12 protein-coding genes are annotated in these 13,079 nt (G+C 72.1%); 4 read left to right on the forward strand and 8 right to left on the reverse strand.

Going from position 1 to position 13,079, the window contains the following annotated elements:
* Positions 1-458 precede the first annotated feature (458 nt).
* On the forward strand, positions 459-1,601 hold the full coding sequence (locus ACFY8W_RS01795; protein ID WP_391098904.1) for a mechanosensitive ion channel domain-containing protein: 1,143 nt from the start codon (positions 459-461) through the stop codon (positions 1,599-1,601).
* A 38-nt stretch (positions 1,602-1,639) separates the two neighbouring features.
* Here ACFY8W_RS01795 and ACFY8W_RS01800 read toward each other — a convergent pair whose 3' ends face one another.
* Both ACFY8W_RS01800 and ACFY8W_RS01805 read right to left on the reverse strand, forming a co-directional pair.
* The gene (locus ACFY8W_RS01800; RefSeq protein ID WP_391098907.1) at positions 1,640-3,160 is read right to left on the reverse strand and encodes a catalase; all 1,521 of its coding nucleotides are present in this window, start codon (positions 3,158-3,160) and stop codon (positions 1,640-1,642) included.
* 280 nt (positions 3,161-3,440) lie between these two features.
* Positions 3,441-3,809 carry a PRC-barrel domain-containing protein gene (locus ACFY8W_RS01805; protein ID WP_391098910.1) on the reverse strand — a complete coding sequence of 123 codons (369 nt, stop codon included), beginning with the start codon at positions 3,807-3,809 and terminating at the stop codon, positions 3,441-3,443.
* Positions 3,810-4,219: 410 nt separating this feature from the next.
* Here ACFY8W_RS01805 and ACFY8W_RS01810 point away from each other — a divergent pair, with 410 nt between their 5' ends.
* Together ACFY8W_RS01810 and ACFY8W_RS01815 are read left to right on the forward strand one after the other, a co-directional pair.
* Positions 4,220-4,645 (forward strand): VOC family protein, encoded by a 426-nt coding sequence (locus ACFY8W_RS01810; protein WP_391098913.1) that lies wholly within the window; start codon positions 4,220-4,222, stop codon positions 4,643-4,645.
* 165 nt (positions 4,646-4,810) lie between these two features.
* Positions 4,811-5,230 carry a TOBE domain-containing protein gene (locus ACFY8W_RS01815; RefSeq protein WP_391098915.1) on the forward strand — a complete coding sequence of 140 codons (420 nt, stop codon included), beginning with the start codon at positions 4,811-4,813 and terminating at the stop codon, positions 5,228-5,230.
* A gap of 187 nt (positions 5,231-5,417) precedes the next feature.
* Here the strand turns inward: ACFY8W_RS01815 and ACFY8W_RS01820 are convergent, their stop codons facing one another.
* The 6 genes from ACFY8W_RS01820 to ACFY8W_RS01845 all read right to left on the reverse strand — a co-directional run bounded on the left by ACFY8W_RS01820 (position 5,418) and on the right by ACFY8W_RS01845 (position 11,356).
* Entirely contained in the window at positions 5,418-6,086 is a 669-nt protein-coding gene (locus ACFY8W_RS01820; RefSeq protein WP_391098917.1) for a pyridoxal 5'-phosphate synthase, read from the reverse strand.
* A 40-nt stretch (positions 6,087-6,126) separates the two neighbouring features.
* Complete coding sequence (locus tag ACFY8W_RS01825) at positions 6,127-8,070, reverse strand: ABC transporter permease (protein WP_391098918.1); 1,944 nt, start codon at positions 8,068-8,070, stop codon at positions 6,127-6,129.
* A gap of 91 nt (positions 8,071-8,161) precedes the next feature.
* The gene (gene modA, locus ACFY8W_RS01830; protein ID WP_391098919.1) at positions 8,162-8,974 is read right to left on the reverse strand and encodes a molybdate ABC transporter substrate-binding protein; all 813 of its coding nucleotides are present in this window, start codon (positions 8,972-8,974) and stop codon (positions 8,162-8,164) included.
* 91 nt (positions 8,975-9,065) lie between these two features.
* Positions 9,066-9,455, reverse strand: coding sequence for a TOBE domain-containing protein (locus tag ACFY8W_RS01835; protein WP_391098920.1), 390 nt, complete (start codon positions 9,453-9,455; stop codon positions 9,066-9,068).
* A 296-nt stretch (positions 9,456-9,751) separates the two neighbouring features.
* Positions 9,752-10,705: an agmatinase gene (gene speB / locus ACFY8W_RS01840; protein WP_391098922.1), complete on the reverse strand. Its 954-nt coding sequence runs from the start codon at positions 10,703-10,705 to the stop codon at positions 9,752-9,754.
* A gap of 234 nt (positions 10,706-10,939) precedes the next feature.
* Entirely contained in the window at positions 10,940-11,356 is a 417-nt protein-coding gene (locus ACFY8W_RS01845) for a MarR family transcriptional regulator (protein WP_391098924.1), read from the reverse strand.
* 167 nt (positions 11,357-11,523) lie between these two features.
* On the opposite strand from ACFY8W_RS01845, the gene ACFY8W_RS01850 reads away from it, so the two are divergent.
* Positions 11,524-13,032 carry an MFS transporter gene (locus ACFY8W_RS01850; protein WP_391098925.1) on the forward strand — a complete coding sequence of 503 codons (1,509 nt, stop codon included), beginning with the start codon at positions 11,524-11,526 and terminating at the stop codon, positions 13,030-13,032.
* Positions 13,033-13,079: the final 47 nt, after the last annotated feature.

A 13,079-nucleotide genomic window follows, 5' to 3' on the forward strand; every position in this document is an offset into this window, starting at 1 on the left:
CAAACGGCTTGCACCGCAACGGCCCACAAAGCAGCCACATCTTCCTCGCGACGCCGCACACGGCACAGCCACAAATGAGCCAGCATGTAAAGGAGTTGTGTGCGTCGGTGATTCACTCGTTCGCGTGGTTTGCGGGATCTCCAGGAGGGGAGCCGCTCGAGGGTGGAGTGATGCACCTGGCATGCACCTCGGTTCGGCGACTCGGGGCCCGCTCGCCGGCTGTCCGGAACGATCCGGTCTGCCCCGGGCCTACGCGTGCCCGTGCGCCTTCCGGACGGTCTCCTCGCGAAGCCTCGCGCGATCCGAGGTCACGACCCGGCCGTTCGGGCGGCTGCTGCCTGAGGACGCATCGGGAGATTCGGTCACGGGCCGGGTGTCGCAGGCACGGGATGTTTGACGTGCTCGCCGAGGGTGAGGCGTACGGGACGAAACCGTCCGACTCATCGACTGGGGAGCACATGGAGAGCCTTGTTCGGCTGGCGATCTGCGTCGGCGGCTCGGCGCTCGCGGCGTTCGTCGTCTGCCGCGCGGCGGACCTGCTGGCGCGGTTCGCCGACGCGCGGCACCCGGAGACCCCGCTGTGGGGCCTGCTGCGCCGCTGCCGCACGCCGCTGTACGTCGTCGTGCTGGCCGCACTGCTCAGATGGACCTACTCGGTGGCGGCGCCCGGACAGGAGCCGCTGGAAGAGCACGCGGAGGCGGTGAGCCACGTCCTGCTGCTGTGCCTGATCGGCGGCGGTGCCTGGCTGACGGTACGGACGGTCGCGGCCGTCGTCGAGTCCTCGTACGCGCGGTACGCCGGACGGTCACGCGACGCCGCTCGGCTCCGCCGCGTCCGTACCCAGGTCACGCTGATCATGCGCGTGGTGTCCGTCGCCGTCGGGGTGCTCGCCGCTGCCGCGGCCCTCGTCACCTTTCCCTCCTTCCGTACCCTCGGCACGTCGTTGCTCGCGTCGGCCGGCATCATCGGCATCGTGGCCGGCGTGGCGGCGCAGTCGACGCTGAGCAACCTCTTCGCCGGCTTCCAGATCGCGTTCGGCGACATGGTCCGCATCGGTGACACGGTCGTCGTGGACGGCGAATGGGGCGTCGTGGAGGAGGTGACCCTCACCTTCCTCACGGTCCGGACGTGGGACGAGCGACGCGTCACGCTGCCCGTCTCGTACTTCACCTCGCGGCCGTTCGAGAACTGGTCGCGCGGCGGCGCGGAGATGACGGGGTCGGTGTTCGTCCACTGCGACCACACGACACCGGTCGCGCTCGTACGGGCGCACCTGCGGGAGTTCCTCGCCACCTGCGACACATGGGACGGGCGGGGCTGGGACCTCGCCGTCACCGACACCTCGCCGACCGGCATCACCGTGCGGGCGATCGTGACCGCCAAGGACGCCGACGACCTGTGGACGACCCGTTGCGCGGTACGGGAGGAACTCGTCGGCTGGCTCGCGCGGGAGCACCCGGGTGCCCTTCCCAAGGTCGTCACCGCTCCCGCGGCCGACGCCTTCGACGAGCCGTGGGACCACGCCGGAGCGCCGCGCCCGCGACGCCCCCGGCGGCCTGCCCGGAACACCCCCCGGCCGCCGGAAACGCCTCCGGACTGAGGCGTTTTCCCCCCGCCGGCCGGGGGTCGGGGGTTCCGTCAGGCCTTCTGCTGCAGGGAACGGCGCGCGGGGTTCCCCTGTTCGGACGCCTTGGGATCCTTCTCGTCGGCCTTGGCCCGCACGCCCTCGGCGATGCGCTCGCCGACGGCCTTGTCGATGTTCTTCCAGTAGGCGAAGGCACGCTCCAGGACCGGTTCGGTGACGCCGTTCAGGAGGTGGCCCACGACGTTGTCGACGAGGCGGTCACGGGCCGCGTCGTCCAGGACCTCGCGCACGAGGGTGCCGGGCTGCCCCCAGTCGTCGTCCTCGGGATGCGAGACGTAGGCCGCCCGGGTGATCTCACCGTCCGCCGCCCAGCTGGGCGGCGTCCCGTAGCGGGCGGTGTCGGCGGCCGGGCCGCCCTTGGAGTTGGGGGCGTAGACCGGGTCGGTGGTCTTCCGGTAGGCCATCGCCCCGTCCTTCGAGTACGTGTGGACGTCGACGACGGGCGCGTTCACGGGGAGCTGCTGGTAGTTGGCTCCGATGCGGTGGCGGTGGGCGTCCGCGTACGAGAACAGGCGGGCCAGCAGCATCCGGTCGGGGCTCGGCCCGATGCCGGGAACGAGGTTGTTCGGCTGGAAGGCGGCCTGCTCGATCTCGGCGTGGTTGTCGGTGGGGTTGCGGTCGAGGGTCATGCGGCCGACCGGGATGAGCGGGTAGTCGCCGTGCGGCCACACCTTGGTGAGGTCGAAGGGGTTGAACCGGTAGCCGGCGGCCTGCTCGTACGGCATGACCTGCACGTACAGCGTCCAGCTCGGGAAGTCGCCGTCGCGGATGTGCTCGAAGAGGTCGCGCGTGTGGTAGTCCGTGTCGACGGCCGCCATCTGGTCGGCCTCGTGCTGGGTGAAGAACTCGATGCCCTGGTCGGTCTTGAAGTGGTACTTCACCCAGAACCGCTCACCGGAGGCGTTGATCCACATGTAGGTGTGGGACGTGTATCCGTTCATGTGGCGCCAGGAACGCGGGATGCCGCGGTCCCCCATCAGCCAGGTGACCTGATGGGCGGACTCCGGAGAGAGGGTCCAGAAGTCCCACTGCATGTCGTGGTCCCGCAGGTTGTTGTCCGCGCGCCGCTTCTGGGACCTGATGAAGTGCTGGAACTTCATGGGGTCCTTCACGAAGAACACCGGCGTGTTGTTGCCGACCATGTCGTAGTTGCCGTCGCTGGTGTAGAACTTCACCGCGAAACCGCGCGGGTCGCGCCAGGTGTCCGGGCTGCCCCGCTCGCCGGCGACGGTGGAGAAGCGCACGACCAGCTCGGTGCGGGTGCCCGGCTGGAACAGTGCCGCCTTGGTGTAGCCGCTGACGTCATGGGTGACCTCGAAGCGGCCGAACGCGCCGCTGCCCTTGGCATGCGGCTGCCGCTCGGGGATCCGTTCGCGGTTGAACTGCGCCATCTGCTCGATCAGGTAGGCGTCCTGCATCAGGACCGGGCCGCCCGGGCCGACGGTGAGCGAGTGTTCGTCGCTCTCCACCGGGGCACCGGAGTCGGTCGTGGTGGCGGGTCGGCTTTCGGTCATCGGTCGTGCTGCCTTTCCTCGGGCTGGACGGTGGTGCGGCCCTCGACCGGACGTGGCCTCGTACGACCGGCACGCAGCCTGTCCCAGCCTGGGCCCCCTCGGCCGAAGCCACCACCGGAGGCGGAACCGGACGCAGACGCGCGGAAGCCCGTGCCTCGATGTCCGGCGAGACCTTCCGGCGGCCGGACCGGGCACGAGGGGTGCCGGGGCGTGAGGAGGGCCGACGGAAAAGCGGGGAGGGCCCGGACTCGTCGAGTCCGGGCCCTCCCCGCATCGGCACTCAGATCATCGGACCGCCGAAGGGGCCGCCCAGTCCGTAGTAGGCACCCAGTTCGTGGCGGTAGGCGGGGTCGCCGAGGTGCTTCTCGCGGTGGAACTCGGGGGCGTCCTTGATCTGCTCCTTGGTGCGGTCGACGAAGACCTTCCGGTCGTCCACGTCGATCCGCACCACGGTGGCGGCCGGAAGGAGGACCTCCTTGCCGAAGATCCAGATCCCGGTGTCCACGACCAGATAGGCATCCCCGACCTCGTCGGAGTGCTTGTCCACCTTCCCGATGCGTCCGTCGATCGCCTCGACCTCATAGCCGGTCAGTTCGGTACCGGCCAGGTGACCCGCGGTCGACTTGTAGCTCCACACGTGCTCACTCACGCGAAAACAACTCCTCCGGTAGGCGAGGGCGGCCGGCGGATCGCCGCGGCCCTCCTTCTCCGTGTGTCTTTCGCGGCGGGGCGCGTTCCCCGCCTGGGCACCGCCTGCCCCGAGTCGAGCGAGCCAATCCCCGGCGTCCGGCGACCCGTGGGCCACGCACCGACGAGTCGGCGCGGAGGCCCAGCCGCCCCCGCGCCGCTGCTGGCCGCTCCGGCCCCGGCGGCGCCGGGCTCGGGCGCGGCGGCTCCGGGCTTGGTCGCGACAGCTCCCGGCTTGGCGTCGACGGCTTCGGGCTCGGGCGCGGCGGCTCCGGGCTTGGCGTCGGCGGCGCCGGGCTCGGTCGCGGCGGCGCCGGGCTCGGTGGCGGCGGAGCCGGGCTTGGCCGCCGAACCGCGGGGCAGACGGAACGCATGACTGTTCCCAAGACCAGCGTGCTGGTGCTCGACTCCACCGATCCGGATCCCCTGGCACGGTTCTACGCGACCCTGCTGGGCGCCACCATCGAGCCCGCGGGAGGCGACCACGACCTCCTGCTCGTCCGCGGCCCTTCCGGTGTGGTGCTCGGGATCCGTCGCGACCTCGGCCACGCGCCGCCGAGCTGGCCCCGCCCCGAGGACTCCCAGCAGGCACACCTCCAGATCCTCGTGGCCCCGAACGCCCTCGACGAGGCCGAGCGCGAGGCGGTCTCGCTCGGTGCCCGGCCGGTCGCGGCCGAGCGCGACGGGACCCGGACCGACCGCCGCACGGACCTTCGCCGCTACATGGACCCGGCCGGCCACTCCTTCGTCCTGACCACGATGCCCCCTGCCCAGGACACCGGCCTCCCCCGCACGTGACGACGCCCTCCTGGCCGGCGGCTCCGAGGCGGCGAGAGCGACCCCCTCCGTTCCGGGGCCGGCGCGTGAGTCGAGGCGCGCGCAGTCGCCTTCTGCCGGTAGCGTCGGAAGGGACGCAGGTCACACGGGTGACCCTGCTCTTTCCGACTTCGTGAGGCGCGTCCCATGACCCTGTCCATTCGCAACCAGCTCCCCGGCACGGTCACGGCCGTCACCGCCGGCGAGGCCATGGCCTCGGTGAAGGTGCGTCTGGCCGGCGGTCAGGACATCACCGCCGCGATCACCGTGGACGCCGTCAGGGACCTGGGCCTGGCGGAGGGCTCCGCCGTCAGGGCGCTGGTGAAGTCCACCGAAGTCGCCCTCGCCACAGGGCCGGTGGAGGGCCTGTCCATCCGCAACCGGCTCGCGGGCTCCGTCACCGAGGTCGCGACCGGTGCCGCCATGGGCTCGGTCAAGGTGTCCGTCGAGGGCGGCGAGCTGACGGCCGCGATCACGAAGGACGCCGTCGAGGACCTCGGCCTCGCCGAGGGCACGCCCGTCGTCGCCCTCATCAAGTCGACCGAGATCTCCCTCGCCTCCGCCTGAGCGTCCCCACGGGCGACCGACGGCCGTGTCGTCCGTCGCGGACGCGGCCCTCGTCGGCGTACGGGACGGGTACGCACCGCCGGCCCGCACGGGGGCCGGCCGCCGCCGAGCGACCGGTCCGCACCGGACCGACGGAAGTCCGGCACCCCTGCTGCTGCCCCGGACGTGAGGCCGCGGTCGCCGGGGCTCAGGACCAGAGCCGGCGCCGCTGCCATCCCGTGGTGTCCCGCTCGTAGCGCAGCCGGACGTGGACGCGGGTCGCGGCGGCCTGCCAGAACTCGATCACGTCCGGGACGACCGTGTAGAGCGTCCAGTCGGGATCGACGAGCCCCGGATCGGCCTTGACCCTCGCCAGGCTCGCTTCGAGGACACGTTCGCGTTCGTCCGGATCGGTGAGGTAGCGGCTCTGCCGGGCGAGCAGGGCCTCGGCACGGGCCGTCTCGCCGCGGGCGAGGAAGTCGGCCGCGCAACGGTCGGCGGGCTCCGGGCGGACCGCTCCCCGGACGCGGACCTGGCGGCCGAACTCCGGCCAGTAGAAGGTGAGCGCGGCACGCGGCGTTCCGGCGATCTGCATGCCCTTGGGGCTGGCGGCGTGCGCCGCGAACTGGAAGCCCGACGGGTCCGCGTTCTTGAGGATGAGGACGCGCGCGTCGGGGTCGCCGGACTCGTCGACGGTCGACAGGGTCATGGCGTGGGGGTCGGGGAGCCCGGCCTCGACGGCGGCGGTCAGCCACGCGAGGAACAGTTCGGAGGGCTCGGCGGGCGCCAGATCCGGCGCGAACTCGGGCAGGGGCCGGGCGAAGACCTCGATGCCGCGCAGCCAGTCGCGCACGGTGGACGTGTTCTTCTCCGTCATGGCGTTCTCACACTCTCCCCAAAGAGGGGTGTCGGGGCGGTCAGAGGTGCACGATCGTCGTCTCGGTCGCCTTCACGCTCGTCCAGACGGACACCCCGTCGGCGAGGCCGAGTTCGGCCGCGGCCTGCGGGGTGATCTCGGCGACGAGGTCGGGGGCCCGGTCGGGGGCGACCAGGACGCGGAGGCGGCTGCCGCTGGTGGTGATCTCCCGCACGGTGCCGTGCCAGACGTTGCGGGGGCTGCCTGCGGGTTTCTCCCGGTGCAGGGACACCGCCTCGGGGGCGACGATCGCGAGGGCCGGGGTGCCGGGCGGCGGCGGTTCGGCGGCGACGAGCGTGCCGCCTCCGTCGAGGGCGAGGCCTTCGGGGGTGGCGGTGCCGGGCCAGGCGTTGCGGCCGAGCATCCGGGCCACCCAGGGCGAGCGCGGGTGCCTGGTGACCTCGGCTGGCGTGTCGTCCTGGAGGGCGCGCCCGTCCTGGAGGACGAGGACCCGGTCGGCGAGCGAGACCGCTTCCACCGGGTCGTGGGTGACGATGAGGCAGACGCCGCCGAATCCGGCCAGGTGGGTGCGGAGGGTGTGGCGCACGTGGGCGCGGGTGGTCTGGTCGAGCGCGGCGAGCGGTTCGTCGAGGACCAGGAGCCGGGGCCGGGCGGCGAGCGCCCGGGCCAGCGCCACGCGCTGGGCCTGCCCGCCGGAGAGCTGCCCGGGACGGCGGTGGGCCAGGTGTCCGACGCCGAGGCGGTCGAGCCACGCCTTGGCCTCGCGCCGGGCCTCGGCGCGGCCGACGCCCTGGGCCCGGAGCCCGTACGCGGTGTTGGCGAGGGCCGTCAGATGGGGGAAGAGGGCGCCGTCCTGCGGGACCCAGGCGACGCGGCGGCGGTGCGGCGGCAGCGCGGTGACGTCGCTCTCGCCGAGGCGCAGTTCGGCGTGGGCGCGGGGGGTGAGTGCGAGGAGGGCGCGCAGGAGGGTGGTCTTTCCGGCGCCGTTGGGGCCGACGACGGCGATGGTGGTGCCGGGATCGGCGTCGAGGGTGAGCCGGGTGAAGCCGGTGACCTGGGCGTGCAGGGACCAGCGGTCGGCGGACGGGGCGGGTGGGGTGACATCGGCCGGCGGCTCCGCCGCAACCGGCTCCTCCGCCGGGGCGGTGTGCCGCTTCCGGTCGACCGGAGTGCCGGTCCAGCGACCGCGCAGGGCGACGAGCACGCCCATGGCGATGGCGAGCAGCAGGAGGGAGACGGAGGTGGCGGCCTCGGGTTCGTCCTGGAGCAGCAGGTAGACCTGGAGCGGCAGGGTCTGGGTGGTGCCGGGCAGGTTCCCCGCGAAGGTGATCGTGGCGCCGAACTCACCCAGGGCCCGCGCCCAGGTCAGTGCCGCCCCGGCGACGACGCCGGGCGCCACCATCGGCAGCGTGACGGTGAAGAACACCCGTACCGGCGAGGCGCCGAGCGAGGCCGCGGTCTCCTCGTAGCGCGGCCGGAGCCCGCCGAGCGCGCCCTCCAGACTGATGACGAGGAAGGGCATCGCGACGAACGTGGCCGCGAGGACGGCGCCGGAGGTGTGGAACGGCAGCGTGATGCCGAAGGTGTGCTCCAGCCAGGGGCCGAGCAGTCCGCGGCGGCCGAACGCGAGGAGCAGCGCGACACCGCCGACGGTCGGCGGCAGGACCATGGGCAGCAGCACCAGCGACCGGACGAACGCCTTGCCGGGGAAGGAGACCCGCGCCAGCAGCCAGGCCAGCGGGACGCCGAGCAGCAGCGACAGTCCGAGCGACCAGAAGGAGACCAGGAGCGACAGCTTCAGCGCCTCGACGGTCCCGGGCGAGCTCAGGTGGTCCATGAGCTCGCCCCACTCGGTCCGTACGAGGATGCCGATCAGGGGAAGCGCCAGGAAGGCCACGGCCGCCAGCGCGGGCACGGCCAGCGCGAGGGGCGGACGGAAGGTGCCGGAGCGGCTTGCGAAGACGCGTGCGCCTGCTCGTTTCATCGATGGTCCCGAGTGCGTGAGGGCATGAGGCGGAGGGGCTGTCCGGTCTTCGGTGCGGACAGCCCCTCACGAGGTGGACGGTCCCGGTCGGTTACGGCTTCTGGAAGCCGGCGTCCTGGAGGATCTTCTGGCCCTCGGCCGAGGACAGCCAGGCGACGAACGCGGCTGCGGCCTCGGCGTTCTCGGAGTCCTTGAGCGTGGCGGCCGGGTACGTGGCGATCGCGTTCTGGTCGTCGGGGATCTCGACGGCGTCGACCTTGTCCTTCGCGCTCTCGGCGTCGGTCTTGTAGACGAGGCCGGCGTCGGCCTCGCCCAGCTCGACCTTGCTGAGCACGGCACGCACGTTCGGCTCCTGCGAGACCGGCTTCACCGTGAGCTTCTGCTTGTCGAGGACCTGCTTGCTGTACTTGCCGGCGGGCACCTCGGGCGCGGCGAGGACGACCTTGAGCTTGGTGTCGGCCAGGTCCTTCAGTTCGTCGACCCTGAAGGGGTTGCCCTCGCCGGTGGCGATGACGAGCCGGTTCCTCGCGATGATCGCGGGAGTGCCGGTGTCGGCCTTCACCTTGTCCATGCTCTTGGTGTCGGCGGTCACCAGGACGTCGGCGGGCGAGCCCTGGGACACCTGGGCGACGAGCTCCTGCGAGCCGGCGAACGAGAAGGTGATCTTCGTGCCCGGGTGGGACTTCTCGTACGCGGCACCGGCGGTCTTGAACACGTCGGTCAGCGAGGCGGCGGCGAGCACCGTCAGGTCCGCCCGGGGCACGGCGCTCGCGGAACCGGAGGCCGGGGAACCGCCGGTGTCCTTCCTGCCGTCGTCGTCCGACGAGCAGGCCGCGAGCGGAACGAGCAGGGCGGCGGTGAGCACGGCGGCAGCGGTGCGACGTCTGGTGAGGGTGCGGGGCATGGGCGTCGGAACTCCTCGACGGGGAACGGAAGGTGCATGGTGCGGCCGGCCGCACCGACGGCCGAGGTGGTTCGTCACTGCGTGAGGGGTGTCAGGTGCGGTCGATGTGCACGCTGGTCGACTTCACGCGGGCGGTGGCCTGCATGCCGACTTCCAGTCCCAGCTCCTCCACGGCCTCCCGGGTGAGGAGGGAGACCAGCCGGTGCGGCCCGGCCTGGATGGTGACCTGGGCCGCGACGTCGCCGAGCTTGATCGCCGTGACGATCCCGGGGAACGCGTTCCGCGCCGACGTGTACGACGCGTCTTCGTCATCGCCCTGCGCGATCTCCACGGAGAACGCCGCGAGCGACTTCCCGTCGATCACGCGCCGCCCGCTCTCGTCGCGGTGGGTGGCGACCCGGCCCGCGTCCGCCCAGCGCCGTGCCGTGTCGGGGCTGACGCCCAGGAGACGCGCGGCCTGCCCGATGGTGTAGGACTGCATATGCGACACCGTAGGCCGCGTTCGATCTCATCTGCAACAAAGTCGTGGGACTCTCCATCGCGGATGAGAGGCGGCCCGTAGGAACCCACGATGAGCACCGCCCGACGGTCACGGCGAGCACCTCGGCCTGTCCCTGTTCCCGTCCCTTACGGAGGCCGGCGACGGTGAGCGTGACGGGGTGGGCCACGCCTCCCGAGAGGGTCTGTCCCGCCTCGACGACCGCGTGGACCTGCGCGCCGCGCTCCTCTGCCGCCGACGCGGGGCCGGACGGGGCGCAGCCTTCCCGGCCTTGCCGCCTACCGGTTCCCGCTGAGCGAGATGAGGGAGACGAGTTCCCACGCGGTGTGGGCGGCGGCGAGTCCGGTGATGCCGGCGTGGTCGTAGGCGGGGGCGACCTCCACGACGTCGCAGCCGACGATGTCCAGACCCCGCAGGCCGCGGAGCGTCCGGAAGAGCTCACGGGTCGTCAGCCCGGCGACCTCGGGAGTGCCGGTGGCCGGGGCGTGCGCCGGGTCGAGGACGTCGATGTCGACGGAGACGTAGACCGGGCGCGTGCCCAGCCTGCGCCGGATCTGCGCGACGATGTCGCCGACCTTCCGGTCCTCGAAGGCCTCGCTGTCGATGATCTCGAACCCGGCTGCCCGGTCGTCGTCCAGTTCGCTCGGATCGTAGATGCCGCCGCGCGTTCCGACGTGCTGGCAGTGGTCGAGGTCGATGACGCCTTCCTCGGCCGCGCGCCTGAAGGGCGACCCGTGCCACACGTCGGCACCGTGACAGGTGTCCCAGGTGTCCAGGTGGGCGTCGAAGTGCAGGACCGCCAGCGGGCCGTGGGCCGCGGCCGCCGCCCGCATGAGCGGCAGCGCGACGGTGTGGTCACCGCCGAGGGCGACGACGCGGGTGCCCTGTTCCACCAGACGCCGGGCCGCGCCTTCGATCGCCGCGACCGCACGCGGGATGTCGTACGGGCCGACCGGGACGTCGCCGGCGTCGACGACCTGCTGCGAGCCGAACGGAAAGACGTCGAGGAACTGGTGGTACGGGTGCAGCTGCCGCGAGTTCTCCCGTATGTGCGCAGGGCCGAACCGGGCTCCGGGCCGGAAGCTGGTCCCGCTGTCGAAGGGTATGCCGAGGACGGCTACGTCGGCGTGGGTGACCTCTTCGATCCGCGGGAGCAGAGCGAAGGTCGCTATGCCGCCGTAGCGAGGCATCTCGGGCTCGTTGCGCTGGCCGATCGGTGTGGCGTCTCCCATGCGGGTCGCACTCCTTTCACAGCGGGGCGGGCTCTCATCCGGCGATGCACACACGGGCCGCGGCCGGCGGAAGACCGCCGGAGCCGAGTCGGGTGACCCCGGCGACAGGGGCGGCTCACGCGTGCGGGAACAGCGTGGCCCACGGACATCGGCGGGGGAAGCCGGCCCGTCCGGTGCCGGGGGGCCGCATGGGGTGACACGCCCGGCACCGCCACGGGACCGCGCCCACGCGCATCAGCGCGGGAAGACGACCGTCAGCAGGCGGAAGAGTTCGGCGCGCTCGTCGTCGGAGAGCTTGTCCAGGCCGGTCTGCGTCTGCTCCATCCGCTCGCGGATCGTGTCGATCGCCTCCTGCCCCGTCTCCGTGAGGGCGACGTTCTTCACGCGGCGGTCGGTGGCGCTGACCTCGCGGTGGACCAGGTCGCGCTTCTCGAGCCGGTCGATGATCCCGGTCATGTTCGACGCGTCACAGGCGAGGGTGCCCGCCAGCGAGCGCATCGAGGCCGGCGCGCGTCGCAGCACCGTGAGGGTCTTCGCCTGGCTGGAGGTGAGCCCCATGTCGGTGGCGGCAGCCGTGAAGTCGGCGTAGTGCGTGCTGACCGAATGCGCGAGCAGCTCCATGAGCTGCGCCTTGGTCGGGATGGGTGCCATGCGTCAAGAGTACCCCAAAGCTTGAGTGCCTCAACCTTTGACATCTACCGACATCGCATTGTTTGATGCTCTCAAGCATCGAGCACTTCAATGGTTTACCTCCTCGATCTTCGGTGCTTTCGCCCTTCGGGCCACCACACCCCTCCCCCGGAAACCGGAAGAAGACCGTGAAGTCCTCCCTTGCCACCGCGCCGGAGCGCCCCGCCGGCAGCCTCAGCCTCGTCCTGGTGCTGGGCCTCGCCGCCATGGTCGTGTCGATGATGCAGACCCTGGTCATCCCGATCCTCGGCATCATCCAGAACGACCTCGGCGCCACCACGGCCCAGGTCAGCTGGGTCACCACCGCCACGCTGCTCTCGGCCGCGGTCTTCACGCCCCTCCTGGGCCGCCTCGGCGACCAGCACGGCACGAAGCCGACCCTGCTCGGCGTTCTGGTGGTGATGGTCGCCGGATCGGTGCTCGCCGCGACCACGAGTTCGCTGCTGTGGCTCGTCGTGGCCCGCGTGATGCAGGGCGCCGCCACCGCGATCTTCCCGCTCGCCCTCTCCGTGCTGCGCCAGGAGGTCGCCCCCGCGCGGCTGCCCGGCGCCATGGCCCTGGTCAGCGGGACCCTCGGGTTCGGCAGCGGCCTCGCCCTGGTGAGCGCCGGGCTGCTGACCCAGGGCGCCGCCCCCGACTACCACCTGGTCTTCTGGCTGGCCGCCGCACTCGCCGTCGCCGCCCTGATCGCGGTCGCGGTCGTCGTCCCCGCCCCCCGGGCCCGGACGGGCGGGCGCACCGACTGGCTCGGTGCCGCCGGTCTCGCCCTGCTGCTCGTGCTGATCCTGCTGCCCATCTCGCAGGGCCACACCTGGGGCTGGACCTCGGCCCGCACGCTCGCCCTGTTCGCCGGCGCCGCCGTCACGGCGGCCCTGTGGGTCGTCGTCGAACGCAAGGTCCGCAACCCCTTGGTCGACATGAAGATGTTCGTCCACCGGCCGGTGCTGTTCACCAACGTCGCCGGACTGCTCGTCGGATTCGCCATGTTCGCGCAGTTCATCGGCGTCTCCTTCCTGGTCCAGACGCCCGCCGAGATCGCCGGCTACGGCTTCGGCGCCTCCGTCCTGCGCGCCTCCGTCCTCTACCTGCTGCCCTCCGCCCTCGTCTCGCTCGTGGCCGCCCAGTTCGGAGGCGTGCTGGTGCGCCGCATCGGTGCGCGCCTCACCCTCGCCGCGGGTGCCGTCTTCGGCGTCGTCGGGTTCGCCTGGCTGACCTTCGCCCACGACACCACCGCGTCGGTGATCCTGGCCGGCATGGTCGTCGGTGTCGCCGTCAGCTTCGGCTACGCCGCGATGCCCGCCCTGATCGTGGCCGGTGTTCCGCACCACCAGACCGGCATCGCCAATGGCATCAACTCCATCTCCCGCTCCACCGGCAGTGCCATCGGCAGCGCGGTCGTCACCTCGCTGCTCGCCTCCCACACGCTCGACAACCTGCCCGCCGGGGTTCCCGCACTGCCCGCCGAGAGCCAGTACACCCTGAGCTTCGCCCTGGCCGGCATGGCGTTCGTCCTGGTCATCGGCGTGGCCATGGTCGGCCTGGCCATCCGCCGCGGGTCGCCCTCCCCGGCCACCTCGAAGCCCGCCCCGTCGACCGACGGCGAACCGTCGCCCGCCCGCACGGCCGCCACGGTCTGACCGCACCACCTGCGCGGCGTACCCGGCCGGTCCGCGCCGTCGGGCTC

Source organism: Streptomyces sp. NPDC012637 (genome assembly GCF_042954805.1).
In the GTDB taxonomy this organism is placed as follows: domain Bacteria; phylum Actinomycetota; class Actinomycetes; order Streptomycetales; family Streptomycetaceae; genus Streptomyces.